Annotated in this window: 29 protein-coding genes and 1 pseudogene; 18 read left to right on the forward strand and 12 right to left on the reverse strand. The window is 30.2% G+C overall.

Annotated features, from left to right (window positions below; genetic code table 11):
* The first annotated feature begins 26 nt into the window (after positions 1–26).
* A complete protein-coding gene (locus WHD54_RS08695) occupies positions 27–194 on the forward strand; it encodes a hypothetical protein (protein WP_198943147.1) in 168 nt (55 codons plus the stop codon).
* Positions 195–260: 66 nt separating this feature from the next.
* Here WHD54_RS08695 and WHD54_RS08700 read toward each other — a convergent pair whose 3' ends face one another.
* Positions 261–704, reverse strand: coding sequence for a hypothetical protein (locus tag WHD54_RS08700; protein ID WP_088323799.1), 444 nt, complete (start codon positions 702–704; stop codon positions 261–263).
* Between the two features lie 154 nt (positions 705–858).
* Here WHD54_RS08700 and WHD54_RS08705 point away from each other — a divergent pair.
* Positions 859–1,687: pseudogene (locus WHD54_RS08705) on the forward strand (Mur ligase family protein); the annotation flags it as partial.
* A gap of 131 nt (positions 1,688–1,818) precedes the next feature.
* On the opposite strand, the gene WHD54_RS08710 reads toward WHD54_RS08705, so the two are convergent.
* Positions 1,819–2,982, reverse strand: a complete 1,164-nt coding sequence (locus tag WHD54_RS08710; protein ID WP_158211816.1) for a tyrosine-type recombinase/integrase — start codon at positions 2,980–2,982, stop codon at positions 1,819–1,821.
* Between the two features lie 617 nt (positions 2,983–3,599).
* Here WHD54_RS08710 and WHD54_RS08715 point away from each other — a divergent pair.
* The 3 genes from WHD54_RS08715 (at position 3,600) to dinD (ending at position 5,509) form a co-directional block, all read left to right on the forward strand.
* Complete coding sequence (locus WHD54_RS08715; protein ID WP_088323797.1) at positions 3,600–3,905, forward strand: hypothetical protein; 306 nt, start codon at positions 3,600–3,602, stop codon at positions 3,903–3,905.
* Between the two features lie 121 nt (positions 3,906–4,026).
* The gene (locus tag WHD54_RS08720; RefSeq protein ID WP_143744252.1) at positions 4,027–4,551 is read left to right on the forward strand and encodes a hypothetical protein; all 525 of its coding nucleotides are present in this window, start codon (positions 4,027–4,029) and stop codon (positions 4,549–4,551) included.
* A gap of 283 nt (positions 4,552–4,834) precedes the next feature.
* The gene (gene dinD / locus WHD54_RS08725) at positions 4,835–5,509 is read left to right on the forward strand and encodes a DNA damage-inducible protein D (protein ID WP_317043151.1); all 675 of its coding nucleotides are present in this window, start codon (positions 4,835–4,837) and stop codon (positions 5,507–5,509) included.
* 514 nt (positions 5,510–6,023) lie between these two features.
* Here dinD and WHD54_RS08730 read toward each other — a convergent pair.
* Positions 6,024–6,524, reverse strand: a complete 501-nt coding sequence (locus tag WHD54_RS08730; protein WP_088323795.1) for a metallophosphoesterase family protein — start codon at positions 6,522–6,524, stop codon at positions 6,024–6,026.
* A 62-nt stretch (positions 6,525–6,586) separates the two neighbouring features.
* Here WHD54_RS08730 and truA point away from each other — a divergent pair, with 62 nt between their 5' ends.
* Together truA and WHD54_RS08740 are read left to right on the forward strand one after the other, a co-directional pair.
* Entirely contained in the window at positions 6,587–7,312 is a 726-nt protein-coding gene (gene truA / locus WHD54_RS08735) for a tRNA pseudouridine(38-40) synthase TruA (protein ID WP_088323794.1), read from the forward strand.
* 3 nt (positions 7,313–7,315) lie between these two features.
* Positions 7,316–9,082 carry an ABC transporter ATP-binding protein gene (locus WHD54_RS08740; protein ID WP_088323793.1) on the forward strand — a complete coding sequence of 589 codons (1,767 nt, stop codon included), beginning with the start codon at positions 7,316–7,318 and terminating at the stop codon, positions 9,080–9,082.
* Here WHD54_RS08740 and cdaA read toward each other — a convergent pair whose 3' ends face one another.
* The 3 genes from cdaA to WHD54_RS08755 form a co-directional block, all read right to left on the reverse strand.
* The gene (gene cdaA, locus WHD54_RS08745) at positions 9,083–9,859 is read right to left on the reverse strand and encodes a diadenylate cyclase CdaA (protein ID WP_088323792.1); all 777 of its coding nucleotides are present in this window, start codon (positions 9,857–9,859) and stop codon (positions 9,083–9,085) included. It lies immediately after the preceding gene.
* 84 nt (positions 9,860–9,943) lie between these two features.
* The gene (gene folP / locus WHD54_RS08750; protein ID WP_088323791.1) at positions 9,944–10,768 is read right to left on the reverse strand and encodes a dihydropteroate synthase; all 825 of its coding nucleotides are present in this window, start codon (positions 10,766–10,768) and stop codon (positions 9,944–9,946) included.
* Positions 10,758–11,354, reverse strand: a complete 597-nt coding sequence (locus WHD54_RS08755) for a TIGR00730 family Rossman fold protein (RefSeq protein WP_088323790.1) — start codon at positions 11,352–11,354, stop codon at positions 10,758–10,760. The genes folP and WHD54_RS08755 overlap by 11 nt, the downstream gene beginning before the upstream one ends.
* 87 nt (positions 11,355–11,441) lie before the next feature.
* Between WHD54_RS08755 and WHD54_RS08760 the strand changes: the two genes are divergently transcribed.
* From WHD54_RS08760 to crcB, 3 genes are read left to right on the forward strand one after another with little or no spacing between them, the layout of a single operon-like run.
* Entirely contained in the window at positions 11,442–11,975 is a 534-nt protein-coding gene (locus tag WHD54_RS08760; protein WP_088323789.1) for a DUF1599 domain-containing protein, read from the forward strand.
* A 32-nt stretch (positions 11,976–12,007) separates the two neighbouring features.
* The gene (locus tag WHD54_RS08765) at positions 12,008–12,976 is read left to right on the forward strand and encodes a BT_3928 family protein (protein ID WP_088323788.1); all 969 of its coding nucleotides are present in this window, start codon (positions 12,008–12,010) and stop codon (positions 12,974–12,976) included.
* The gene (gene crcB / locus WHD54_RS08770; RefSeq protein WP_088323787.1) at positions 12,976–13,347 is read left to right on the forward strand and encodes a fluoride efflux transporter CrcB; all 372 of its coding nucleotides are present in this window, start codon (positions 12,976–12,978) and stop codon (positions 13,345–13,347) included. Before WHD54_RS08765 ends, crcB begins: the two co-directional genes overlap by 1 nt.
* A 21-nt stretch (positions 13,348–13,368) precedes the next feature.
* On the opposite strand, the gene WHD54_RS08775 is transcribed toward crcB, so the two are convergent.
* Both WHD54_RS08775 and WHD54_RS08780 read right to left on the reverse strand, forming a co-directional pair.
* A complete protein-coding gene (locus WHD54_RS08775) occupies positions 13,369–13,980 on the reverse strand; it encodes a DUF1684 domain-containing protein (protein WP_088323786.1) in 612 nt (203 codons plus the stop codon).
* Positions 13,981–13,986: 6 nt separating this feature from the next.
* Positions 13,987–14,298 (reverse strand): hypothetical protein, encoded by a 312-nt coding sequence (locus tag WHD54_RS08780; RefSeq protein ID WP_088323785.1) that lies wholly within the window; start codon positions 14,296–14,298, stop codon positions 13,987–13,989.
* Positions 14,299–14,426: 128 nt separating this feature from the next.
* Between WHD54_RS08780 and WHD54_RS08785 the strand changes: the two genes are divergently transcribed.
* The gene (locus tag WHD54_RS08785) at positions 14,427–15,650 is read left to right on the forward strand and encodes an MFS transporter (protein ID WP_088323784.1); all 1,224 of its coding nucleotides are present in this window, start codon (positions 14,427–14,429) and stop codon (positions 15,648–15,650) included.
* A 10-nt stretch (positions 15,651–15,660) separates the two neighbouring features.
* Here the strand turns inward: WHD54_RS08785 and WHD54_RS08790 are convergent, their stop codons facing one another.
* Together WHD54_RS08790 and WHD54_RS08795 are read right to left on the reverse strand one after the other, a co-directional pair.
* Positions 15,661–16,605, reverse strand: a complete 945-nt coding sequence (locus WHD54_RS08790) for an MBL fold metallo-hydrolase (RefSeq protein ID WP_088323783.1) — start codon at positions 16,603–16,605, stop codon at positions 15,661–15,663.
* Positions 16,606–16,686: 81 nt separating this feature from the next.
* Positions 16,687–17,745, reverse strand: coding sequence for a branched-chain amino acid aminotransferase (locus tag WHD54_RS08795; RefSeq protein ID WP_088323782.1), 1,059 nt, complete (start codon positions 17,743–17,745; stop codon positions 16,687–16,689).
* A 119-nt stretch (positions 17,746–17,864) separates the two neighbouring features.
* Between WHD54_RS08795 and WHD54_RS08800 the strand changes: the two genes are divergently transcribed.
* Genes WHD54_RS08800 through WHD54_RS08815 form a run of 4 tightly spaced genes read left to right on the forward strand, consistent with a single transcriptional unit; the run spans position 17,865 to position 19,629 of the window.
* A complete protein-coding gene (locus WHD54_RS08800; protein WP_088323781.1) occupies positions 17,865–18,368 on the forward strand; it encodes a DUF4920 domain-containing protein in 504 nt (167 codons plus the stop codon).
* A 6-nt stretch (positions 18,369–18,374) separates the two neighbouring features.
* A complete protein-coding gene (locus tag WHD54_RS08805; protein ID WP_088323780.1) occupies positions 18,375–18,806 on the forward strand; it encodes a hypothetical protein in 432 nt (143 codons plus the stop codon).
* Complete coding sequence (gene mnmD / locus WHD54_RS08810; protein WP_088323779.1) at positions 18,803–19,462, forward strand: tRNA (5-methylaminomethyl-2-thiouridine)(34)-methyltransferase MnmD; 660 nt, start codon at positions 18,803–18,805, stop codon at positions 19,460–19,462. Before WHD54_RS08805 ends, mnmD begins: the two co-directional genes overlap by 4 nt.
* Before the next feature lie 35 nt (positions 19,463–19,497).
* Entirely contained in the window at positions 19,498–19,629 is a 132-nt protein-coding gene (locus tag WHD54_RS08815; protein WP_262502701.1) for a hypothetical protein, read from the forward strand.
* A gap of 2 nt (positions 19,630–19,631) precedes the next feature.
* On the opposite strand, the gene WHD54_RS08820 is transcribed toward WHD54_RS08815, so the two are convergent.
* Together WHD54_RS08820 and WHD54_RS08825 are read right to left on the reverse strand one after the other, a co-directional pair.
* The gene (locus tag WHD54_RS08820; RefSeq protein WP_088323778.1) at positions 19,632–20,774 is read right to left on the reverse strand and encodes a glycosyltransferase family 2 protein; all 1,143 of its coding nucleotides are present in this window, start codon (positions 20,772–20,774) and stop codon (positions 19,632–19,634) included.
* Positions 20,771–21,613, reverse strand: a complete 843-nt coding sequence (locus WHD54_RS08825; RefSeq protein ID WP_088323777.1) for a hypothetical protein — start codon at positions 21,611–21,613, stop codon at positions 20,771–20,773. Before WHD54_RS08825 ends, WHD54_RS08820 begins: the two co-directional genes overlap by 4 nt.
* 64 nt (positions 21,614–21,677) lie before the next feature.
* Between WHD54_RS08825 and ruvC the strand changes: the two genes are divergently transcribed.
* The 3 genes from ruvC to WHD54_RS08840 all read left to right on the forward strand — a co-directional run bounded on the left by ruvC (position 21,678) and on the right by WHD54_RS08840 (position 24,214).
* The gene (gene ruvC, locus WHD54_RS08830; protein WP_088323776.1) at positions 21,678–22,229 is read left to right on the forward strand and encodes a crossover junction endodeoxyribonuclease RuvC; all 552 of its coding nucleotides are present in this window, start codon (positions 21,678–21,680) and stop codon (positions 22,227–22,229) included.
* A gap of 24 nt (positions 22,230–22,253) precedes the next feature.
* Entirely contained in the window at positions 22,254–23,381 is a 1,128-nt protein-coding gene (gene hemW / locus WHD54_RS08835) for a radical SAM family heme chaperone HemW (protein ID WP_088323775.1), read from the forward strand.
* A gap of 83 nt (positions 23,382–23,464) precedes the next feature.
* Positions 23,465–24,214: a cyclase family protein gene (locus tag WHD54_RS08840; RefSeq protein ID WP_088323774.1), complete on the forward strand. Its 750-nt coding sequence runs from the start codon at positions 23,465–23,467 to the stop codon at positions 24,212–24,214.
* Positions 24,215–24,246: the final 32 nt, after the last annotated feature.

Below are 24,246 nucleotides of genomic sequence, written 5' to 3' on the forward strand. Positions count from 1 at the left end.
TTACGAGTATTTAAAACAATAAAATTATGAATAAAACAATAAAGACAAATAAAGATATTTCTCGTAAAGAAGCTATTAAAAAAATAGGGAATTACGGTAAATATGCCGCACTAACTGCATTAGGAACTTATATGATTTTAAACCCACGAAAGTCTCAGGCTCAAAGTCCTGAGGCACCAGGAACTGGGTTTTGATAATTATTTAGTTTTGATTTCAAAAAGGCTATCATTTAAAATAAATGGTGGCCTTTTTATATTTATTTAAAATTGATAACGAACCGAAAAAGCAACTATGGAACGCAAACCAGAATTTTCTATAATACCAATTTCTGGTCTATAATCTAAAGAAAGTAAAATAGGAGCATCAAAATTATATTCAATTCCAATATTTCCTGAACCAAAAATAGAAGTACTACTAGTTGTAGCTAAACCACCACCAAAGCCAGCATACCAATTAAAATTTTCTTCTGAATTCCAAACCCATTGGTATAAACCTACTGCTTTAAAGTTTCCGAAATTATCCCCTAAACCTAATCCAATTTCTAAACGATTAATATCAGACAATGCTTTTTGGTAAGAAATTTCTGCACCAAAATCTTCTCCACCACTTAAACGAAGTCCAATGGTATTTTCAGAAATTTCTTGTGCTTTAGTAGTCAAAGTAAAAGCTAATAAACAAGTTATAATTAAAAATATTTTCTTCATTTTTTCTTTTTTATATCAAACAAAAATAATTTCTATAAATGTGGCTGTAAAAAGTTGAGTTGTAATTTTTTGTTAAACAAAAACTAGAAAACAGAGATCTAATATACTTTTTACTTCTATTTTGCTTTTGTACATTTACTTTAAAATAAAACAAATTAACATTCATTTTATTGCAATTGGGGAAGTGCAATGCACAATTTAGCCATTGCTTTGCGTCAAAAAGGATATACTATCTCTGGTAGTGATGATGCTATTTTTGAACCATCAAAAAGTCGTTTAGGAAATTATGGATTACTTCCAACAGCTTTCCTGATAAAATTACAGAAAATCTAGATGCTATTATTTTAGGAATGCAAGCAAAAGAAGATAATCCTGAATTGTTGAAAGCACAAGAATTAGGTTTTAAAATTTACTCTTATCCAGAATTTTTATACGAGCAATCTAAAGATAAAGCTAGAGTGGTTATTGGTGGTTCTCATGGTAAAACAACCATTACTTCTATGATTTTGCACGTGTTGAATTATCATGAAAAAGAGGTAGATTATGTGGTAGGTGCACAGTTAGAAGGTTTTGAAACGATGGTGCATTTAATAAAAGATAACGTATTTATTGTTTTAGAAGGCGATGAATACTTGAGTTCACCAATAGATATACGTCCTAAATTTCATTTATATATACCAAATATAGCTTTGTTAAGTGGTATAGCTTGGGATCATATTAACGTTTTTCCAACCTTTGATAATTATACTGAACAGTTTCGAATATTTACAGAACCTATGGTAAATGGTGGGAGTATGCTTTATAACGAAGAAGATGTAATTGTAAAAGAAGTAGTAGAATCATCAAACAATCATATTGAAAAATACCCATACCAAATACCAGCGCATTTTATAAAAGACGGAATCACCTTTTTAGAAACCGAAGAAGATGATTTACCTTTAGAAATTTTTGGAAATCATAATTTACAAAACTTAGCTGGGGCTTGTAATATGATTGCTTTAGGAAAACAGTGACCTTTTAACATCTTTTTTATTGTAAATAAAAAAAAATGATTTTTTCTTACATTAGATGCGACAGAAGATTGTTTTATATTCATAAAACCATATTTAATCAATTAAAAAAATGCTTTATATTTTTTGGCGACTACTTCAGCATCTAATTTTAGATATTTAAGAAACGAGCGTTCACTGCTATGACCAGAGAATTTCATAATTACAGAAGCGGGGAGTCCCTTTAGAAATTTATTAGTACAAAAAGAACGACGGGCCGTATGTGAACTTACCAACTCATATTTTTTAGAAACCAGCTCACGAGTTCCGTATTTACTTACTTTCTGTACTAAAACCTCTTGGTCTATGCCCGCCTCTTCGCATAACGAACGCAGGGTTTTATTGAAAACAAACGTATTATAATTCAGTTTAGGGAGTTCGTAATTGTAAGAGCTGGCAATTTCTCGATGTAAATCGCTTAAAGGAATGATTAGTTTTGCTTTGATTCCCGAAGATTTTACTTGAAAGAAAATTAATTGGTCGTCTTGGTAGTTTATTTTTTTAATCTGAGTTAAATTTTTAAAACGCATTCCGGTTTCACAAGCAATTAAAAACAAATCACGCGTTTCCTTTTCTTTAGTTGATAAATCTTTAAGTTCATATAGTTTCTGTATTTCATCTTGGGTTAAATAAACTTTATCAGACTCTACTTGTTCTACAACCATATGTTTTAAAGGAAATCGCGTACATATCTCTTTGTCAAAACACCAATGTAAAAATGCTTTTAAGTTTTTTACATTTTTTCCTACGGTATTTACAGAAAGTCCTTTATTGCCTTCTTGGTTAATGGCTTCGTAACTTAGGTATTCATAAAACAGGTCATAAAAACTATCACTTTCTTGTTTTAAGCTAGAAAACCCTGTTATACGTCCATGCATTGACTCTGTTGCTTTTAAATGCTTACGGAGTGAATAATGATAATCTCTATAAACATAACTAGATTGAGTCTTTTTTTTAAAGGCTACAAATTCATCAAAATAATACCAAAAAGATTTTCCGTCTTTCACGTAAGAGGGAAGTTGTGCTTCTTTTTTAATACGTTCTTTAAATTCTTTTGCACTAATTGTTGTCTTTTTATCAATTAGCTCATAAGTGATTTTCTGAAAGGAAGTTTCAAAGTTCTGGAGTCGCTCATTTATTTTTTTTGCTTCGGGAAATGAGCTATGGACTCGCGCTCTCATTTGCTTTTGAATCCACATACTAGGTTTAACTGAAAGACCAGTTGACATCTTAATACGCAGGTTGTTAAATCGACAAACTAATTGTATGCTCGTAGCATAATTAGCATGTGGGTCTCTAAGATAGAAGCTCGTTTTCCGCATATCATAGGGTTTTATAGGGACAAATGTACAAAAAAATGGGGGACTAAACCGGGGACTTTTTTTACTTATCAACTTTTTAAAAAATATTATTTTTAAAAATAAATAATTGTATTTCAAGTATTTAAGTCTTATTATTGGAGATAATATTTTATTTTAAAAAATAATATTTAAAAAACATATTTAACTTATAATCAATATTTTAAGTTAATTTATAAGTCCCGCCCAGACCGCTTTTTAAAACCTTAAATATCTATTAATTGATATTTAAGGTTTTTATATTTAATATATATCCCTACATTATTTCCACAACTTTTGGTATTGTTCCTAATTGATCTACATTAAATATTTAATAAGAATTTTGATTTTATATTTTTTTATCTCTTGATAAGAAATTTACACAAAAAAAATATTTATCGTACTATTATTTTTTCTATTAATATCTTTTAGACAAGATGGAAAAACAGTGAACCTTAATGTTAAAAGTGAAAAAATTAACAATAATAGGGGTTATAATTATTTAGGAAATGGTATTTATTAAGCTGAAATCTCTCAGGGTTTATGGGCAAGTACAAAATCAACTGAAAAAAGTTGAAAGTATTGCAAATAACCTTGATGCTAATTTTAAGAGAATAAATACTAATACTATAAAAAAGGAATACAGTGATTATAAGAGTGATGTGGTAACATTTGAATTAAGAGATAAAATTGGAAATAATCTAATTACTAATAAAAATGAAGTAAAAAAAGAGTTTTTAGATTTAGGTATTATTACTCAAGATGAATTTGATAAAAAAGCAATTTATTTAAAGAAAATCTTATTAGGACACTAAACTTAATATATTGGAAGTATTAACAAGAACAAAAGTTCCTATTAAAAGGAAATAAGAGTTTATAAACATTATATTTATTCTAGATAAAAGGAGTTGTGTGCAAACAAAAAAAGCGATAAAATTGGAAAATCAAGGAAAAACAGAAACTTGGAAACCTGATGAAACCACTTTCAACAAAATACAAGAAATAAAAAAGTTCGTTGATTTTGCAGCTAATCTTGACTTTGTAAATGACGAGAACAAATTAGAAGGAAAAGAAATAAAATATCTGATTGAAAACATTAATAATCCAGAAACTCATAAAAATTGGAATGTTTGTTTAGACATTTTTGACCCTGAAATTCAGAAAGGAATTGAAAAAGAGGGTTTTTATTGGAGAAAATGGTCTGTCTATTTTGAAATAGAAAAATTGGAAATAGAAGCTGAATCAAATCACACAGCTGATGCTTTAGGACATCATGGAGATGACTTCTGCTATTATGGAGCGATTTACTTTGGCAAAGACACAAAAGGACAAAGGATTTATATGGATGTTGACATTAAAAAATTTATTAAAGATGCGATGAATTATAAAAATTATATTACTGAACCTCTAACTGACATAGAAGTTGATATTGACATTTGGGAAAATAAGAAACATGAATAAAGTACGATTCCCCAACACCATATAAAATTAATTGCTTGGTTTTAGCCAATTTACGAAAGTCCTCGCGGACTTTCTATTTGTGATTTATTTGCTAACTTTAATGCTTAAAACACGCAACTAATCTTATACATTAAAATAAGATTACACTTATCTTTAAAATTTAAAACACCAAATATGGTATATAAATTATCAGCGTAAATTCAATTTTAACCTGTAGTCATATTTTAGGACAAGACATTTTAAAAAAAAAACCAAATTACATCAATTTACGTATTTTTAAAGTATGAAAACTGAAATAATAAAGTCATTATCTAATAATTTTGAAGATCATTCTAAAACAACTGAAAGCGGAATAGAATTTTGGTTTGCGCGAGATTTGCAACAACTTTTAGGTTATTCAAAATGGGATAATTTTAAGAAAGTAATACACAAATCAAAAATATCTTGTGAAGCCACTGGAAATGAAACGTTAGACCATTTTGCTGATGTCGGGAAAATGGTTAAGATTGGCTCTGGAACAGAAAGAGAAATTGATGATATAATGCTAACAAGATACGCTTGTTATTTAATTGCTCAAAATGGTGACCCAAGAAAGGAACAAATTGCTTTTGCTCAAAATTATTTTGCTATACAAGCAAGAAAATTTGAAGTAATTGAAAAACGAATTAAAGATTGGGAAAGGTTACAAGCTCGACAAAAACTTACGCTATCAGAAAAAGAACTATCTGAACTTATTTTTGAACAGACAGGAAATGACAGAAACTTTGGAATAATTCGGAGTAAAGGAGACCAAGCTTTGTTTGGAAAAACAACTCAACAAATGAAGAATAAGCTTGGAGTACCAAAAGATAGAGCATTAGCTGACTTTCTTCCAACTATTACAATAAAAGCGAAAGATTTCGCAACAGAAATTACAGTTTTTAATGCAAAAGAAAAAGGTTATAAAAATGAAAGATAAATTTCTGCAGAACACATCACAAATAATCGTGGAGTTAGAGGTATTTTACTAAAAAGAGGAATAAAACCAGAAGAACTTCCTCCTGAAGAAGACATAAAGAAACTTGAAAGAAGAGTAGATTCTGAACCAAATAAACTTGGAAAAAATCCAGATAAATTGAAATAACAAACACTAAACATAACAAAGAACTGAGTTTAAAAACATAGCTATTATAGTTTTCCGGTAGATTGTTGCTTATTTAAAAAGTACGCCAAATTTTTTAATTGGTTATATTTACAAAAAAAAATTAAACATAAAAATAAAAAATTCGGCTCGTGTTAAATCCGAAAAGTTAGCGATAATTTATACGCTACGTTTCATACACAAGATTTTGTGGTGCATTTTAGAGTAACTTTTCGTTTGAACGACATACGATTTCAGAAATCCCAAAACAATGTTTATTTTTTATATAATCAATAATAAGTATTTAATTTTTCAGAAAACGTATTAATTTATTTGTACTCCTCAATTTCTATTATTTACCCCGTTCTCCTAATTCAATAATTTCCAAGTCTTTTATAGCATCTTTATCTATAGAAAAACGCAACATTGTTCTAATTTTATGAAAACCATAAATTCCTGCGGCACCAGGGTTAAGATGTAAGAGATTCAATTTTTTATCATATTGAACTTTTAAAATATGAGAATGACCAGAAATAAAAATTTTCGGTGTATTTTTAGTAAGCTCTTCGCGTATTCTTTGATTGTATTTAGTAGGATACCCACCAATATGAGTCATCCAAACTGTCGTGTTTTCAATATTAAATTTTGCGTCTAACGGAAATTCTAAGCGGGCCTCTTTATGGTCTATATTTCCGTATACAGCCCGTAATGGTTTTAATTTTTTTATGGTATCCGTAACATTTAAATCACCAATATCTCCAGCATGCCAAACCTCATCTGCTTGTTTTACAAATTTTAATATTTGAGCATCAATATAACTATGCGTATCGGAAATCAATAAGATTTTCTTCATTCTACAAAAATACCAATAACAAAATAAATTCCGTAATTTTGAATTCTTAAAAACAGACACCTTTGAGGTATTTTATAGCACTTTCTTACAACGGAAAAAACTATCATGGTTGGCAAGTTCAACCAGATGTTGTTTCTGTACAAGAAAAAATAAATAGTGCCATTAGTACTATTTTTCAAGAGCAAATAGAAGTAGTGGGAGCAGGAAGAACAGATACTGGTGTGCATGCTTCTGAAATGTTTGCTCATTTCGAGGTTGATTATGAAATAACTGGTGATATTGCTCACAAGCTAAATGCTATTTTACCAAATGACATTGTGGTGTCTAAAGTTTTTTTAGTTGCAGAAGATATGCACGCAAGATTTAGCGCTGTGAGTAGAAGTTACGAATATAGAATTTGGTTGGGTAGGAATCCGTTTTTATTAGATTTTAGCTGGCAAATTCACTCTCAGGATTTAGATATTGCGTTAATGAACGAGGCAGCAAGTGTGTTATTAGAATATGAAAATTTTCAAACATTTTCGAAAGTAAAAACAGAGGTTTATACCTTTAATTGCGATGTTACAGAAGCTGTTTGGAGGAAAGAAGGAAATTTATTAACCTTTTACATAACGGCAAATCGTTTTTTAAGAAATATGGTAAGAGCTATTGTAGGAACACTGGTAGATGTAGGTTTGGGGAAAATAACAGTGTTAGAATTTAGAAGTATCATTGAAAGTAAAAATAGAAGCAATGCAGGACTTTCTGTACCCGCAAAAGGCTTATTTTTAACAAAAATAAAATATTAGATTTTGGCAAATAAAACAGGAAATGCTTTTGATATGGACATTTTTTTGCGACTTATGAGTTTCGCAAAAAAATACAAAGTCAATTTTTTTATTGCAGCGAGTGCAACCATTCTTTTAGCAGGAGTGGCCTTGTTAACACCACTTATTTTAAAAGAAACGGTAGATTTATATATTACCAACAAAGATGCCGATGGTTTATTGCGCAATATACTTTTAATGCTCGGTATTTTAATGGGAGAAGTGTTGTTAAGATTTGTGTTTATTTATTACGCAAATTGGGTTGGTCAGCATATAATTCGAGATATTAGAGCAAAAATATTTAGGCATATTTTGCAATTCCGCATGTCTTATTTTGATAAGAACTCTGTAGGGAAATTAGTTACTAGAGTTGTTTCAGATATAGAAACTATTGCTGCTTTTTTTAGTAGTGGTGTATTTACAATTGTAAGTGATGTATTGCAAATGATTGCTGTAATAGTGGTAATGTTTGTACTAAACTGGGAGTTGGCACTAATAGCAATTGCTGTTTTACCAATACTTTTGTACGCAACAAAAGTTTTTCAAAAAGCTATTAAAGCCACGTTTCAGGAGGTAAGAAATCAAGTAGCTAATTTAAATGGTTTTGTACAAGAGCGAGTTACAGGAATGAAAATTGTACAATTATTTAATAGAGAAAATATTGAGTATAGTAATTTTAAAGAAATAAACAACAAGCATAAAAAAGCACACATAAAAACTATTTGGTATTTCTCTATTTTTTTTCCTATTGCAGAAATTTTATCATCAATAGGTATTGGTTTAATAGTATGGTTTGGTAGCAAGCAAGTAGTTTCGGGCAGTGTTCCTGGCCCAGGTACGGTAATGGCTTATGTACAAATGGCACAAATGCTATTTAGACCCTTAAGGCAAATTGCCGATAAGTTTAACCAATTACAAATGGGAATTGTCTCAGGAGAGCGTGTTTTTAAAATTATTGATACCGATAGTGCAATTTCTAAAAACGGAACATTGAAAGCAGAAAACTTAAAAGGAGCGATTTCTTTTAAAGAGGTTCATTTTAGTTATGTAGAAAATGAACCAGTTTTAAAAGGCATTAACCTAGAGGTAAAAGCTGGGCAAACTATTGCAATTGTTGGTGCTACGGGAGCAGGAAAATCTACCATTATCAACTTAATAAATCGTTTTTACGAGATTGACGGTGGTGTTATTAAAGTTGATGATGTGGCTATAGACAAGTATCAATTAGAAAGTTTAAGAGAACAAGTAGCAGTTGTGCTACAAGATGTTTTTTTATTCTCAGATTCTATTCTAAATAATATAACTTTAAAAGATGCTACTATTTCTAAAGAGACAGTAATAGCAGCTGCTAAACAAATAGGAATCCATAAATTTATTATGTCTTTGCCAAACGGTTATGACTATAATGTTAAAGAACGAGGTGCCATGTTGTCTTCTGGCCAACGCCAACTTATTGCCTTTTTACGTGCTTATGTAAGTAAACCGAGTATTTTAATTTTAGATGAAGCTACTTCTTCTGTAGATGCGCACTCAGAGCAAATGATTCAGTTTGCTACCGAAACAATTACAAAAGGCAGAACATCTATAGTAATTGCACACAGATTGGCAACTATAAAGCAGGCAGATAAAATTATTGTTATGGACAAAGGTTTGATTGTAGAGCAAGGAACACACCAAGAACTCATAGAGAGAGAAAAGGGATATTATAAAAACTTATATGACAAGCAGTTTAGTTTAGAGGTTGCCTCATAATTACATCACGTCTTTTTTTAGTTTTTCATTCAAATCAATAAGGTTTTCATAAAGTTCAAAACCACCATCTTTAATGTAAGATATCTCTCCAGTTTCTTCTGAAACAAGCAAACAAATAGCATCCGTTTTTTCAGACACTCCTATAGCTGCTCTGTGTCTAAGACCAAAACGAGCAGGTATTTTTATACTATCGGAAATAGGTAGCACAACTCTTGTAGCAACAATATAATTGTCTCTTATAATTAAGGCGCCGTCGTGTAATGGACTGTTCTTGTAAAAAATACTTTGTAAAATTGCCTCATTTAATTGCGCATTCATTTTATCGCCAGTATTAATTAAGAAATCTAAATTATTGGTTCTTTCTATTACAATTAGTGCCCCAGTTTTAGAGCTACTCATTTTAGAGCAAGCCTCTATAATAGTTTCGGTATCTATTTCTGAACTAATTTCTGTTTGTAAAAATTTTAATTGTTTAAGAAAACTTCTCTTGTTGGTAAAATTAGTAGTTCCAATCATTAACAAAAACTTGCGAATTTCTTGCTGAAAAACAATAATTAACGCAATTACTCCACCAGAGAGTAAATAGCCTAAAATACCACTTAGCATTTCCATTTTTAATGCTTGTGTAATTTGCCAAATAAGAAAGATAAAAGCAATACCAACAACTATATTAATGGCAACAGTGCTCTTTAAAAGTTTGTAAATATAGTAGAGTAGTGTAGCCACTAATAAAATGTCTAAAACATCTAATAAAGAAAATTCAATAAAATCGAACATGTTTTTTAAATAATGTGTAGGCTAAAATACTAATAATTAATCGGAGTATTATAGGGCTTTTTAAACAAATAGATTTTTAGAACTTTAAGTATTTATTTGTGCTACAATTTTTATGGCTTCTGCAGCTTCTTTTACATCGTGCACACGTAAAATATTTGCACCATTTAAAAGAGCGATAGTATTTGCCGAAGTAGTAGCGTTTAGTGCTTCTTTGGCAGTAATGTTTAATGTTTTATATAGCATCGACTTTCTTGAAATACCAGCCAAAACTGGTGTTTCTAAACTTTTAAATAATGATAAGTTTTTTAAAAGCTCAAAATTATGAGATGTCGTTTTACCAAATCCAAAGCCAACATCAATAATAATGTCATTTAATTTTAGAGCACGTAATTGATAAATTTGCTCTGAAAAAAAGCAAATAATGTCTGTTGTTACATTTGAATAATTCGGATTATTTTGCATGTTTTGAGGTGTTCCTAACATGTGCATCAAAATATAAGGTACTTGAAAATGAGCAACGGTTTCAAACATTTTAGCATCCATTTTTCCGCCAGAAATATCGTTTATTATAGCAGCACCTGCCTCTATAGTTTTCGAGGCAACACTACTTCTAAATGTGTCTATAGAAAGAATAATATTGTTAAAATTTTTTATTAAAAGTTCTACAACAGGTATTATTCTTCGCATTTCCTCTTGTTCAGAAATATGAGCAGCACCTGGTCGAGAAGAATAGGCGCCAACATCAATAAAAGTAGCTCCTTCTTTTAGCATCTTTTCTGCTTGTGTAAGAATTGCTTTTTCGTCTTTGTATTTACCACCATCAAAAAAAGAATCGGGAGTAATGTTTAAAATACCCATAACTTTTGGTGATGATACATCTATTAAAGTTCCTTTACAATTAATCGTCATTTTTTGATACTACTTTATTTATTACGGCTTCTTTTTGGGGAGCTTTATAAGCAGCCATTTGCTGCATTAGCTCAGGTACTGAATTTGCAACCAACAACATTTCTCTATTTTCTTTTTTTAGAAAACCCTCTGTTACCATTTTATCTAGCTGAACTAAAGTGGCATCGAAATAACTATTTGTATTTAAAATACCTATCGGTTTTTGTTCTATGTGTAGTTGCCCTAAGGTAAGCGCTTCAAAAAGTTCATCTAAGGTACCAAAACCGCCAGGAAGTGCCAAATAACCGTCTGCCAATTTACTCATGATTACTTTTCTATCACTCATTTTTTTGCATAAAATCATTTCTTCTACTCCTTTATGTACTACTTCTTCTTTTTCTAATAAGTAAGGAATAACCCCAATTACTTCGCCTTTTTTAGCAAGAATAGTATCGGCAATTGCCCCCATCATTCCAATTTTTCCACCACCGTAAACAAGGCCAATTTTGTGTTTTGCAAAGTAGTTTCCTAAAGAAACCGCTGCTTCTTTATACACAGAATGAAACCCAATACTCGCACCACAAAAAACAACAATTCTCTTTAACATATCTCCTTTTAAAAATCTTTTGTAAAAATAAAAGAAAAGCTTGTAGGATTTACTATTTTTGAACAATTACTTTTTGAATCATAAAAAATGCAAGAAACCTCTAAACAATACGATGCTGTAGTTAAAGAATGTAGAAGTTTATTTATAAAAAAAATGGCGGATTATGGAAGTGCATGGCGAATTTTAAGATTGCCATCGCTAACCGATCAAATTTTTATTAAAGCACAAAGAATAAGGCAGTTACAAGAAAATGATGTGCGTAAAGTAGATGAAGGTGAAAAATCTGAATTTATTGGCATTATCAATTATTCGATAATGGCCTTAATTCAATTAGAAAATGGTGTTGCAGAAAATCCAGATTTAAGTACCGAAGAGGCTACTATTTTATATGACAAACATAGCAAAATTACGAAAGAGTTAATGCTTAATAAAAATCATGATTACGGAGAAGTATGGAGAGAAATGCGCGTTTCTAGTCTTACCGATTTAATTTTACAGAAACTACTAAGAGTTAAAACCATAGAAGATAATAAAGGTAAAACTATTGTTTCTGAAGGTTTAGACGCCAATTATCAAGACATGATTAATTATGCCATTTTTGCTATGATTCATCTTTCGTAAAAAACAATACAACCTTTTAAAAAGCCAATTTTATGTTTACAAAAATAGCCGTTCAAATTTCTAGACTTTTAGTAGGTGTTTTATTTGTATTTTCTGGTTTTGTAAAATTGGTAGATCCCATTGGGTCTCAATATAAATTTGAAGAATATTTTTCTGTAGATGTCTTAAACTTAGAATTTTTAATTCCGTATGCACTTCCTTTTGCGGTAGTACTTATAGTTGCTGAAATTCTTTTAGGAGTAATGGTGCTAATTGGTTACAAATCTAAGTTTACTGTTTTTAGCCTTGGTCTTTTAACGGTATTGTTTTTATTTTTAACCTGGTATTCTGCATATTACAATAAAGTTACAGATTGTGGTTGTTTTGGAGATGCCATTAAGCTTTCTACCTGGCAAACATTTTATAAAAATATTATTTTACTGGTGTTGGTACTTATTTTGATATTCAATATAAAGCATATTAAACCTGTTTTTTCTGGAAAAATTCCAAAAATTATTACCTTTTTATCATTAGCTGTTTTCTTATTTATAGTGCAACATGTTCTAACACATTTGCCGTTAATCGACTTTAGAGCTTATGCAATAGGTAAAAACTTACCTGCTGGCATGCAATATCCGGCAGATGGTTCTATACCACCTGTTCACGATTTTATGTTAGAAGATCAACAACAAGACTTGGCGCCGATACTTTTAGCTAAAGAAAAAGTAGCACTTATTATTATGTATGATATTAATAAGTCGGATAAGAATGGGTTTGTTGCTGTAAAAGATTTTTCTGAAAAAGCCTTAAAAGCTGGGTATACAGTATACGGTGTTTCTGCTTCTTTTTTTGATGACATTCAAAAAGTAACCGAGACCTATAATTTGCCTTTCGAGTTTCTGTTTTGCGATGCAACAACGCTAAAAACAATGATTAGAGCTAATCCTGGAGTTGTAATTTTAGAAAAAGGAACCGTAACCCAAAAGAAAAATTTTGTAGATTTAGCAGAGATTACATTATAATGAAACAACTTTTATTTGTATTTGTTGGTGGTGGTTTTGGAAGTGTTTTACGATATCTTATCAATAAGTGGTTAGGTACTACAGAAACCGGTTTTCCTATCGGTACTTTAACAGTAAATATATTAGGCAGTTTATTTATGGGAATTATTTTAGGTTATGTAGCAAAATCAAATGTGTTTACTCCCAATCAAACATTACTATTAGCAACAGGTTTTTGCGGAGGTTTTACAACTTTTTCGACTTTTGCCTACGAAAATCAAGGTTTTTTAAAAACTGGAGATTTTACAAATTTTGTATTGTATACCATAGCAAGTTTTGTACTTGGTTTTTTAGCAGTTTTTGCAGGTATCTTTTTGTCTAAGAGTTTTTAACGTACACAAATTATAATTTTATCATTTTTTAAAAGTCTTAATTCCTGCTGTTACAGCAATGTCTAAATGATTATTTCTTGGGGTTATCGGACAAGAAAAATTGTCGTTGTAAGCACAATATGGGTTGTAAGTATTGTTAAAGTTTAATTCAACAGTATTATTTTCTCGAATGTCTGTGGTTTGCAAATCCATATATCTTCCAGCAACATAAGATTCATTTCCGGTTGTTAAATCGGTAAAGGGTAAGTACAATTCATTTTTATATTTTTCAATCTTTATGGTTTCTAACCCTTGGTAAACAGTTAATTGAAATTGCTTTCCCTGTAATGTAAAAGTTAGTTTGCCAAATTCTTTATAAGGTTTTTTAATATCTGTACTTGTAGGTAGTAAAAAAGTTGGTGCATTTTCTATTTTCGAAAACTTTGCAATGGTAATAAAGCTACTATCTACCGGAAAAAAATCTAGCCCTTTAAAGTTTTTTAAATCCTTTTTTTTCAAAGGAGAAACTGAGGCATCTTTAAACTGTGCATTTAATTCTTGCTGATAGGTGGTTTTTCCTACTAAAGCTCTTTTTTTATTACTATTACAAGAAATGCTTATTAGTATTAAAAATACAAATACTATTTTTTTCATCTATAACTATTTTTTTAAGAGAATGACAATTATGCCTTGATATTTTTTTTCTGTAAACTTTTTCATCTTTTCAGAGTCTTTAACAACGGTAAGAGATTTTATTTTTTCTGGAGCTAGCGTTCTTAAGTAATTTGAGTTTACTTTTTTCCCATCTACTATGTATAAAATATTTTCAGGAGCTTTTTTTTGATAGGCTGCTGCTTCTTGTACAAATAGATAGTTAGAACTGATATTTTTTTTCGAACTACAACCCAAAATAGCAATAAATAATACTGAAATAGCTAGTATAAAAAAGTTGTTATTCTTGTAACTTTGCATCTTGTTTGTTTTTATTGTAAAGATACAACATTCTATAATTTTTAATTAGCTTTGATATTTCGTTACGGTTCGTATTTTCCTCTTTTTTATATTATTTAAAAAAGAATAAATCATAGTCAATAAAATGTATGAGTCAATTTTACAAAAATTATATAGCTTCTTTTAGTGGACTTTCTAAAGAGGTTTGGTGGCTATCTTTAATTACTTTTATAAATAGAGCCGGTACAATGGTTATTCCGTTTTTGTCGCTATATTTAAAAGAAAGTTTAAGCTTTTCTTTCGCTCAAGTAGGCTGGATAATGTCCTTTTTTGGTTTAGGTTCTCTTGTTGGTACTTGGCTGGGAGGCAAATTAACAGATATTATTGGCTATTATAAAGTTATGTTTTCTAGCCTTTTACTTACCGGTTTGTTTTTTGTACTCCTTCAGTTTGTAACTACTTTTAGTGGTTTTTGTGTAGGTATTTTTTTGGTGATGCTTGTGGCAGATGCTTTTAGGCCCGCTATGTTTGTGGCATTAAGTGCATATAGTAAACTAGAAAATAAAACGAGGTCGGTAACTTTAATTAGATTGGCAATAAATTTGGGGTTTTCTTTAGGTCCGGCAATTGGTGGAATTATAATTACGGGTGTTGGATATTTTGGTTTGTTTTGGCTAGATGGTATTACTTGTGCATTGGCAAGCATATTGTTGCTAAAAGTACTACATCCAAAGAAAACAAAAGTACTAGATAGCACCAAGCCAAAAAGCGTAATTTCTGTATACAAAGACAATGCATTTTGGGTGTTTTTTGTAGCGATGTTTATTTTCGGATTCACTTTTTTACAATATTTTTCTACCATTCCTTTATATTTTAAAGAAGTTAGATTGTTATCAGAATTAGAAATCGGACTTATAATGGGGTTTAGTGGTCTTTTTGTGTTTTTGTTTGAAATGCCACTAATTCATTGGTTAGAGCAACAAAAATATTCTAAGATTAGGCTAATGGCATTTGGTTTATTTCTTGTTGCTATAAGTTACTTAATTTTAAATATTACCAATTGGGGTGGTGTTTTAATTATAGGAGTTATTTTAATAACTGTTGGAGAAATGATTACGTTTCCGTTTTCTAATTCATTTGCGTTAGAAAGGGCTAAAAAGGGAAATCAAGGCGAATATATGGCAATGTATAGCATGGCATTTTCTTTGTCGCATATTTTTAGTCACAATGCGGGTATGCAATTAATTCATATTTTTGGATACGAATTTACTTGGTACTTTGTAACTCTTTTTGCTTTTTTAGGGGTAGCCATTTTAATATATTTATTTAAAATAATCTCTAAAGAAAAAACCAACGTTGTATTAGATGGATAGCTAAAAATAGTTACAACGGAATTTTCATCCCCTCATAAGCAAATTGAAAACCCAACTTTTCGAGTGCCTTTTTCTCTTCCGAAACATTTTGTAGCGCAGGATTAGTATGGTTAAAATGAATAAATATTACTTTATTTTTTATGGTAAACGACTCATTTTTAAAAATGTTTATAGTTTCACTAATAAACGGATGTGGTATTTCTGCCATTGGTCTATTTACTTCACCTTCTTTAAAAAAGGTAGCGTCTAAAAAAGCATAATCTACTTTTTTAACCTCTTCTACAATATCTTTATTCCATTTTTGCCATTTATTAATATCGGGAATAAACAATATGGTTTTCTGTTTACTTTCAATTTTATAGCCTACAGTTTCTGAATATTCATCTCTGTGAGGTACTAAAAAAGGTGTTACTTTTAATGTGTTATTTACTTGAATCGTACTGTCTTTATTTATATCAATAAGCTCGATATTTCGGAGATTTATTAACTGATTCCAAGGGCCATTATTGCGTAAAAAAGTTTTCATCTTAGGCATTACATATACTTTTGTACCTTTTTGGCCTAATGCCTCTCTACCAAAATACATTAAGCCACTGTAATGGCCAATGTGCGCGTGTGTTAAAAATATGCCATCTATTAAAGAAGAAGTTTTTAAATGGTTTTGAGATAAATTTGCCAACTGTGTAGTAATATCTGGTGTTGCTTCAAAAAGCCATTTTTGATTATTTTCTTTATCTACCAAACCCAAAGAAACTACTTTTTGCTTTCTAAATTTACCTTGATAGTAGTTTAAACAACACTCTTTTTTACACCCAATATGAGGATATCCTGCATCTTGAGCAATACCTAAAACCGTTACATATTGCTGCATTTTATTTTTTTGCTGAGTATTGTTTTTATCTGAGGTTTGGCAAGAGATAAGAAGTGCACAACCAATAATTTTAAGAATTCGCATTTTAATTTTTTCTATAAAGATAAAAAAAGCATCAACTTTATGTTAATGCTTTTATTTTTTTAATAAATATTTGAAGTAAAACTATTTTACAACAACTCTCCAACCATGTTTGTCTGGAGCTTTATTTGTTTGTATGTCTGTAATAGCTTTTTTTAGAGTACTTGCGTAAGGTTGGCTTAATTCGGGTAATTCGTATTCTTTTTCTTGATATCCAAAACCAGCAATAGGTGAAATTACAGCTGCCGTTCCTGCTCCAAACATTTCTTTTAAACTACCAGATTGTGCTGCTGCAATTACCTCTGAAACAGTAATTTTTCTGACTTCAACATCAATATCTAAATCTTTTGCAATTTGAATAATGCTTTTTCTAGTAATTCCATCTAATATTCTATCACTTACCGGACTTGTAATTAGTGTGTCATTAATTCGAACAAATATATTCATGGCACCCGCTTCTTCTATGTATTCGTGCGTATTATCATCAGTCCAAATTACCTGATTAAAGCCTTTTTCTATAGCTAGCTGAGTTGGATAAAATTGAGCAGCATAATTACCACCAGCTTTAGCAAAACCAACACCACCATTAGCAGCACGCGCATATTTTTCTTCTATTAAAACTTTTACTTTTCCTGCAAAATAAGCTCCAGAGGGAGCTGTACAGATCATTAATTTATACTCATCTGCTGGTGAGGCATGAAATCCTTTTCCAGAGGCGAACATAAAAGGTCTTATGTATAATGAACTTCCTTCGTTAGTAGGAATCCAATTAGCATCTACTTTTAGTAACTCTTTTAACCCGTTCATAAAGACATCTTCAGGAATTTGAGGAATTACCAATCGTTCTGCAGATTTGTTTAAACGTTTACAGTTTTCTGTAGGTCTAAACAAAAGAATATTTTCGTCGGCATCTTTATAAGCTTTCATTCCTTCGAAAATAGATTGACCATAATGAAAAATTTTTGCTGAAGGATCTAACGAAATTGGTGCATACGGCTCTATAATTGGTGTTCCCCATTGACCATTTTTGTAAGTGCAAGTAAGCATATGGTCTGAATATACACTTCCAAAAGGTAAATTATTAAAGTCTACACTGTCTATTCTAGACTTTTCTATATGTTTGATTTCTATAGTAGAATTCATGTTTTAAATCGATTAATTTTAGTGCAAATGTACATAATTTATTTATCTGAAGTAATATAAAAATAAGGCAGATACTGTTAAAATCATTACCTTTGTAATAGATACTTAAAAATAATAACATGAAATCAATTTTAAAAATTTTTATGGTTGCACTATTAGTGTTAACTGCGTGTAAACAAGAAAAATCAGAAGTTAAAACTCAACAAACCAACACACAAGAGGCTTCTTATGCTTCTTTTGGAGACAAGATAACTGAAGATAATTTTTTAACTTCTAAGGAAATGTTGGCAAAATTTGAAAACCTACAAGTTGGTGATACGATTTCAGTAAAATTTGCCTCTAATATAAAAGAGGTGTGTTCTAAAAAGGGATGCTGGATGAAATTACCATTATCAGAAACAACTGAAACAATGGTTCGTTTTAAAGATTACGGCTTTTTTATGCCTTTAGATGCCAATGGCAAAGAGGTTATTGTAGAGGGTAAAGCTTTTGTTCAAATAACACCGGTAGAAGAATTAAAGCATTATGCACAAGATGCTGGTAAAAGTGAAGAAGAAATTGCACTAATTACAGCACCAAAAAGAGAATTTGCTTTTGAGGCAAATGGTGTTTTAATGAAGTAGTTTACAATGATAAAAAATACCCTAATATTCGTTTTTTCTTTTTTAATTTTAGCTTGCTCACCAAAAACTGAAACTAAAGAAACAGAACGTAAGAGTACTATTTACAAGCAGTCAGAAATGGCTGCTTTAATGTTACAAATGTATGCAGTTAACTTAGAAAATAAAGAGTTGATTTTAAAAGGTGAAAAACCTAAAGATTTTCCAAAAGAATTTTTAGCTATTCATACGGCAAATTTAACAGATTCAACAGATAGAAACGCTACGTTTAATGCTTTTTCAGATATTTATTTAGCAAATTTGAAGGCTGTTTTTAATAGCTCAAAAGACTCGCTAATTTTGCAACACAATACAACTATAAATAGCTGTATTGCATGCCACAAAACCACTTGTATTGGTCCTATACCAAAGATTAAGAAACTATTAATTCCATCACCTTGAAACGAGAAATTTTAATAACATCCGACGGCTCATCTACCATACATTTGCCAGACTGGAATGAACAATATCATTCTAAAAATGGCTCTATTAATGAAACCTATCATGTATTTATAGAAAGCGGTTTAAAACAGTTAGCCAAAAATAAAGTTGCTATTTTAGAAATTGGTTTTGGTACGGGATTAAATTGTTTTATAACCTATTTAGAGGCTCAAAAAGAAATAGATTATGTTGGGGTAGAAGCCTATCCAGTTACACCAGAAGAGGTTGAAAAAATGAATTTTATTGATGTTTTAAATGCTGGTGATAAAAAGGATGTTTTTGATAAAATGCATGCAACTACTTGGGAAGAAAAACACAAAATTTCCTCGAATTTCTCACTTACAAAAAGAAAGCAGTTTTTTGAAGATATAGAAGACATAAATAATTTTGATTTGATTTATTTTGATGCTTTTGGCGCGAGAGTTCAGCCTCAATTATGGACAGAAGATATCTTTGCAAAAATGTTTACCTCATTAAAAGAAAACGGAATTTTAGTTACCTATTCTGCCAAAGGTAGCGTAAGAAGAGCTATGCAGGCCGTAGGTTTTTTGGTAGAGCGATTACCTGGTCCTCCAGGAAAAAGAGAAATGCTAAGAGCAATAAAAAAAGCTACTTAATAGTTTTATAAGTAAATAAATAATAAAGAGTAAAAATGGAATTTAGAAGAAAATTTGGAAGCAGAAAAAGAATAAAACCCAAAAAAGGTCTCTTTTTGGTACTATTGTTGGCCATTGTAATAATTTTATGGTACAAGGCAGAAGCAATTATGAACGCACTGTTTTAAGGTTATTTTTTAAACTCTCTCCCTTTCCATTGGTAATTGCTAACCAAAGATTTTATTACAATAAACACATTAAAAAACGGATATGCTATTGTGCATAAAAGATACCATTTTAAAAATGATTGTACATGCTTGTAAAAGCGTATTGTAGGTATTAATAATATTAAATCGATACACATTTTAGCTGCAATAATTCTTCCAAAATAAACCCTGTTTTCTGGTATAAAAAAAGCAATTACAATACTTAAATTTGTTAGAAATACAACGCTACCAATAATCTTGGCAGTTTTCGATTTTAACTTACTTGTTTTTGAAGCCCATCGTACTCTTTGATGCATAAGCTTTGTAAAATTTTTAACAGGAAAAGTAGTAACCGTAGCCTCTAAAGTTTTAATAAAATGAACGTTTTTTTTATCTTTTTCTATAAATTTTTCAAAAAGAAAAATGTCGTCTCCGCTTGCAATATTATCGTTTCCCTCAAAACCATTTAGAGCAATAAATTCACTTTTTTTATAAGCTAAATTTGCCCCATTGCATAAAAAAGGTACTTTCAAACCAAAACCACCAATAGTGCTTCCTTTTAAGCTCATAAAATCTAATAATTGAAATTGAGCTAAAAATGTATTTTCTGCAGCGTAATTTACAGGGCCAATCAACATTTTTGGATTGTTTTTTACAATAAAATTCTCAAAACTTTTTAACCATTTTTTGGGTACAAAGCAGTCTGCATCTGTAGTTACTATCCAAGTATTTTTTGCATGGTGGATAGCAGTGGAAATGGCATCCTTTTTTGGAGAATTTGAGCGTCTTTTATTTTTAATTATCTGAGTATTTATTTCGTTACTTTTTAATAGTTGTTTTAAAATAGCAACGGAATCATCAGTAGAGTTATCATCAACAAAAATATATTCTACCAACTCATTAGGGTAGGATATTTCTTTAAAAGATGAAACAAGGTTTGGTAGATTTTTAACTTCATTTCTAAATGGAATTATAACAGAAAATGATATTCCTTTAGTTTTTTTATGGTCAATTATACGTGTAGATGAGTCTAAATTATTTGATTCTTTTACGTTGAAAAAACCAATAGTTAACAACACTATTAATATTCCATAACAAGTAAATAAAAAAATGAGAGATAAAATCATTTTACAAATTTAGGTTTAAATGTAAGTACAAAATAGCTACCCAAAATTGCAGGTATTGCAAAGTTTAAAAACCACATGATGGTAGCAATACTTAAAATGGAAACGGTATCTGTGGTTATTTTAGAGAACAATAAAACTGCTACAGCTCCTTTTACTACTACATCTAGTAATGTTAACATAGGAATAAATGAGCTAATCAAATACATAGTAAAAATAGTGCTAATGGCTGTAATATATGAAACATCAATGTTAAAAATAATAACCAATAAGTACCATTGATGAGAAAAAACAAGATATCTTAAAAAAGATAAAACACCTATTTTAACGTGCTTTTTTTTAGATATTTGAACTGCGTATTTTCGAAAAATGTTCTTTACAGACTCTTTGTATTTTAAAATTAAAACAATACAAATACTGCACATAATAACAACAAAAAACCAGTTTATGACACTAGTAAAGTTAAATGTGATGATTTTTTTTCGAATATTTTTATCAAAAAAAAGCATTTTTGCACCATACTCTCCAATTCTATTAGGTGTAATAATACTGGTAGTAAGCGATGCTAAAGATTGAATGCTAGCGTTCTTATAGCTTATCATTTTGTAGTTAGAAACAAGTATTTGCCATTTTTTAATTTCAAGCAACCAATTGATAATACTTAAAGATAATAATGGCAATAAATTATTTAAAGAAAATACTTTTAGTTCAATTACTGAAAAACGTAATTGATTGTTTACAATTAATTTTTGTGAAATAATATAACAACAACCAAATACAATGGTAAGTTTTATGAGCAACCAAAAGAAATGCCTAAATTTGTTTGTTTGTAAATATTTCATGATTTGCAAAGTAACAAATAATCATCAATAGTTATGGTGGCAAAATTCTAAAAGAATTGATGTTTTGGCAATAGAGAAAATTATTTTAGGGATAGATCCCGGAACTACTATTATGGGCTTTGGAGTTATAAAAGTGGTTGGTAAAAAAATGGAGTTTATTCAAATGAATGAATTACTACTTACCAAATACGATGATCATTATTTAAAGTTGAAACTAATTTTTGAGAGAACAATAGAGTTAATAGATACTTATAACCCAGATGAAATAGCTATTGAAGCTCCTTTTTTTGGTAAAAATGTACAATCTATGTTAAAACTAGGAAGAGCGCAGGGTGTAGCTATGGCTGCAGGTTTGTCTCGAGAAATTCCAATTACAGAGTACTTACCCAAAAAAATAAAAATGGCTGTTACAGGAAACGGTAGCGCAAGTAAAGAGCAAGTAGCTATGATGTTAAAATCGCTTTTAAATTTAAAAACGTTACCAAAGAACTTAGATGCAACCGACGGTTTAGCAGCTGCTGTTTGTCATTTTTACAATTCAGGAAAAGTAATAGGTGGAAAAAACTACACCGGTTGGGCAAGTTTTGTAAAGCAAAACCCCAAAAAAGTTACCTAATTTTAATAGAAAATAGCTGTTTTTATGCCGGGAATTTATATTCATATTCCATTTTGTAAACAAGCATGTTTTTACTGCGACTTCCATTTTTCTACTTCTACAAAGAAAAAAGATGCAATGATACTTTCTCTTATTAAAGAGATGTCTTTGAGAAAACAAGAACTTTTAAAAGAAAAAGTAACCACTATTTATTTTGGCGGTGGAACTCCTTCTATTTTATCAACCTCAGAAATTAATAGCCTCATAGAGGCAGTTTATACAAATTTTGAGGTGGTAGAAGAGGTAGAAATTACGTTAGAGGCCAATCCGGATGATTTATCCGAAGAGAAAATTAAAGCACTTTCTAAGAGCAGAGTAAATAGGTTAAGTATTGGTATTCAATCTTTCGATGAGAATGATTTACAGTTAATGAATCGTGCTCATAATGCTGGTGAAGCAAAAAAATCTTTGGAGTTGGCTACCCAATATTTCGAAAACATTTCTCTAGATTTAATATATGGAATTCCTGGAAGTACAACTGCTACATGGTTAGAAAATATTAATACTGCCTTACGTTTTAATGTTCCTCATATTTCTAGCTATGCGCTTGTTGTAGAACCCAAAACAGCGCTCGAACATTTTATAGCAACTGGTAAAATTAAAACAGTAGAAGATGTAGTTGTTCAAAAGCAATTTTTACAACTCACAGAAATGTTAGAAGCAGCAGGTTACATACATTACGAATTGTCTAGTTTTAGCAAACCAGCTTTTTTTAGTAAAAATAATACAGCTTACTGGATGGGCAAATCTTACCTTGGTATTGGTCCTTCTGCCCATTCTTTTAATGGCAAAGAAAGAAGTTGGAACGTAAAAAATAATTCGAAGTACATAAAAGATATTGCCCAAAATATATTGCCACTAGAAAAAGAAATTTTGTCTATAGAAGATAGGTATAATGAGTATGTTATGACAGGTTTACGAACTATGTGGGGTGTTTCGATTGATAAAATTAATTCGGATTATGGCTTAAAGTTTGCACAATATATTTTACAACGCTCACAAAAATATAGAGCTCAAAAGTTATTGTCTCTTCATAACAATACTCTTAAAACAACCAAAAAAGGTAGTTTTTTAGTAGACGGAATTATTACCGATTTTTTTATGGTTTCTTGATTTTTTAGTTGTATTCATTTTAATTTTCGATTATTTTTTATTTTAAAAACCTATATTTGAAAAACGTCAATTAGAAAGAATAAATGAAGGCAATTATAGAATATAACTCAAGAAAAATTGAAATAAATGTATCGAAACCAATAGATATTTCTATAGCAATAGATGTACAAAAACCAGCAATAAATGCTTGGTATATTGACGATCCAATAATTGTTCCTGAAAAATTTGAGAATAAAGAAGTGACTGTAAAAAATGGTGCAGTGGTTAATTTTAACCGCATACATTTTAATCCGCATTCTCATATTACTCATACAGAATGTGTAGGTCATATAACAGAAAAAATACATTCTGTAAACTCTAATTTAAAACATTATTTTTTTGTTGCCGAGGTGGTAACAGTTGCACCAGAAGAAAGAGGAGAAGACTTTGTTATATCTGCAAAACAATTAAAAACAGCGTTGCGTAACAAAAAAAGAGATGCTATTGTAATTCGTACCATACCTAATTTACTAGAAAAAAAATCGATGCGATATTCCAATACAAATCCGCCCTATTTACTAGAGGAAGCAGCTATCTACTTAAAAGAAAAAGGGATTAAACATTTGCTTATAGATGTGCCTTCGGTAGATAAAGAAAAAGATGAAGGCAAACTATTGGCTCATAACGCTTTTTGGAATACAAATGGTAACCTTCGTTTAGATGCAACTATTACAGAGTTTATTTATGTACCAAACACGGTAAAAGACGGAGAATATCTGTTAAATTTAATGATTGCTCCTTTCGAAAATGATGCGACACCGAGTAAGCCAATTTTGTACAAAATATTAAAATAGACATCCTAAAAAAAGGTTTTTTTTACAATAAA

It is taken from the genome of Polaribacter tangerinus (assembly GCF_038024095.1).
GTDB classification, from domain to species: domain Bacteria; phylum Bacteroidota; class Bacteroidia; order Flavobacteriales; family Flavobacteriaceae; genus Polaribacter; species Polaribacter tangerinus.

Coding starts and splice junctions, on each gene's coding strand:
- cdaA (WP_088323792.1), bottom strand. CDS start 9,859: ATGTTCGATTTTATTGAATTTTCTTTATTAGATGTTTTAGACATTTTA.
- WHD54_RS08785 (WP_088323784.1), top strand. CDS start 14,427: ATGAGTCAATTTTACAAAAATTATATAGCTTCTTTTAGTGGACTTTCT.
- WHD54_RS08730 (WP_088323795.1), bottom strand. CDS start 6,524: ATGAAGAAAATCTTATTGATTTCCGATACGCATAGTTATATTGATGCT.
- WHD54_RS08765 (WP_088323788.1), top strand. CDS start 12,008: ATGTTTACAAAAATAGCCGTTCAAATTTCTAGACTTTTAGTAGGTGTT.
- WHD54_RS08780 (WP_088323785.1), bottom strand. CDS start 14,298: ATGCAAAGTTACAAGAATAACAACTTTTTTATACTAGCTATTTCAGTA.
- WHD54_RS08695 (WP_198943147.1), top strand. CDS start 27: ATGAATAAAACAATAAAGACAAATAAAGATATTTCTCGTAAAGAAGCT.
- WHD54_RS08715 (WP_088323797.1), top strand. CDS start 3,600: ATGGTATTTATTAAGCTGAAATCTCTCAGGGTTTATGGGCAAGTACAA.
- WHD54_RS08710 (WP_158211816.1), bottom strand. CDS start 2,982: ATGTCAACTGGTCTTTCAGTTAAACCTAGTATGTGGATTCAAAAGCAA.
- WHD54_RS08760 (WP_088323789.1), top strand. CDS start 11,442: ATGCAAGAAACCTCTAAACAATACGATGCTGTAGTTAAAGAATGTAGA.
- WHD54_RS08800 (WP_088323781.1), top strand. CDS start 17,865: ATGAAATCAATTTTAAAAATTTTTATGGTTGCACTATTAGTGTTAACT.
- WHD54_RS08825 (WP_088323777.1), bottom strand. CDS start 21,613: ATGAAATATTTACAAACAAACAAATTTAGGCATTTCTTTTGGTTGCTC.
- hemW (WP_088323775.1), top strand. CDS start 22,254: ATGCCGGGAATTTATATTCATATTCCATTTTGTAAACAAGCATGTTTT.
- WHD54_RS08840 (WP_088323774.1), top strand. CDS start 23,465: ATGAAGGCAATTATAGAATATAACTCAAGAAAAATTGAAATAAATGTA.
- crcB (WP_088323787.1), top strand. CDS start 12,976: ATGAAACAACTTTTATTTGTATTTGTTGGTGGTGGTTTTGGAAGTGTT.
- WHD54_RS08755 (WP_088323790.1), bottom strand. CDS start 11,354: ATGTTAAAGAGAATTGTTGTTTTTTGTGGTGCGAGTATTGGGTTTCAT.
- WHD54_RS08795 (WP_088323782.1), bottom strand. CDS start 17,745: ATGAATTCTACTATAGAAATCAAACATATAGAAAAGTCTAGAATAGAC.
- WHD54_RS08790 (WP_088323783.1), bottom strand. CDS start 16,605: ATGCGAATTCTTAAAATTATTGGTTGTGCACTTCTTATCTCTTGCCAA.
- folP (WP_088323791.1), bottom strand. CDS start 10,768: ATGACGATTAATTGTAAAGGAACTTTAATAGATGTATCATCACCAAAA.
- WHD54_RS08775 (WP_088323786.1), bottom strand. CDS start 13,980: ATGAAAAAAATAGTATTTGTATTTTTAATACTAATAAGCATTTCTTGT.
- WHD54_RS08805 (WP_088323780.1), top strand. CDS start 18,375: ATGATAAAAAATACCCTAATATTCGTTTTTTCTTTTTTAATTTTAGCT.
- dinD (WP_317043151.1), top strand. CDS start 4,835: ATGAAAACTGAAATAATAAAGTCATTATCTAATAATTTTGAAGATCAT.
- WHD54_RS08700 (WP_088323799.1), bottom strand. CDS start 704: ATGAAGAAAATATTTTTAATTATAACTTGTTTATTAGCTTTTACTTTG.
- WHD54_RS08815 (WP_262502701.1), top strand. CDS start 19,498: ATGGAATTTAGAAGAAAATTTGGAAGCAGAAAAAGAATAAAACCCAAA.
- WHD54_RS08820 (WP_088323778.1), bottom strand. CDS start 20,774: ATGATTTTATCTCTCATTTTTTTATTTACTTGTTATGGAATATTAATA.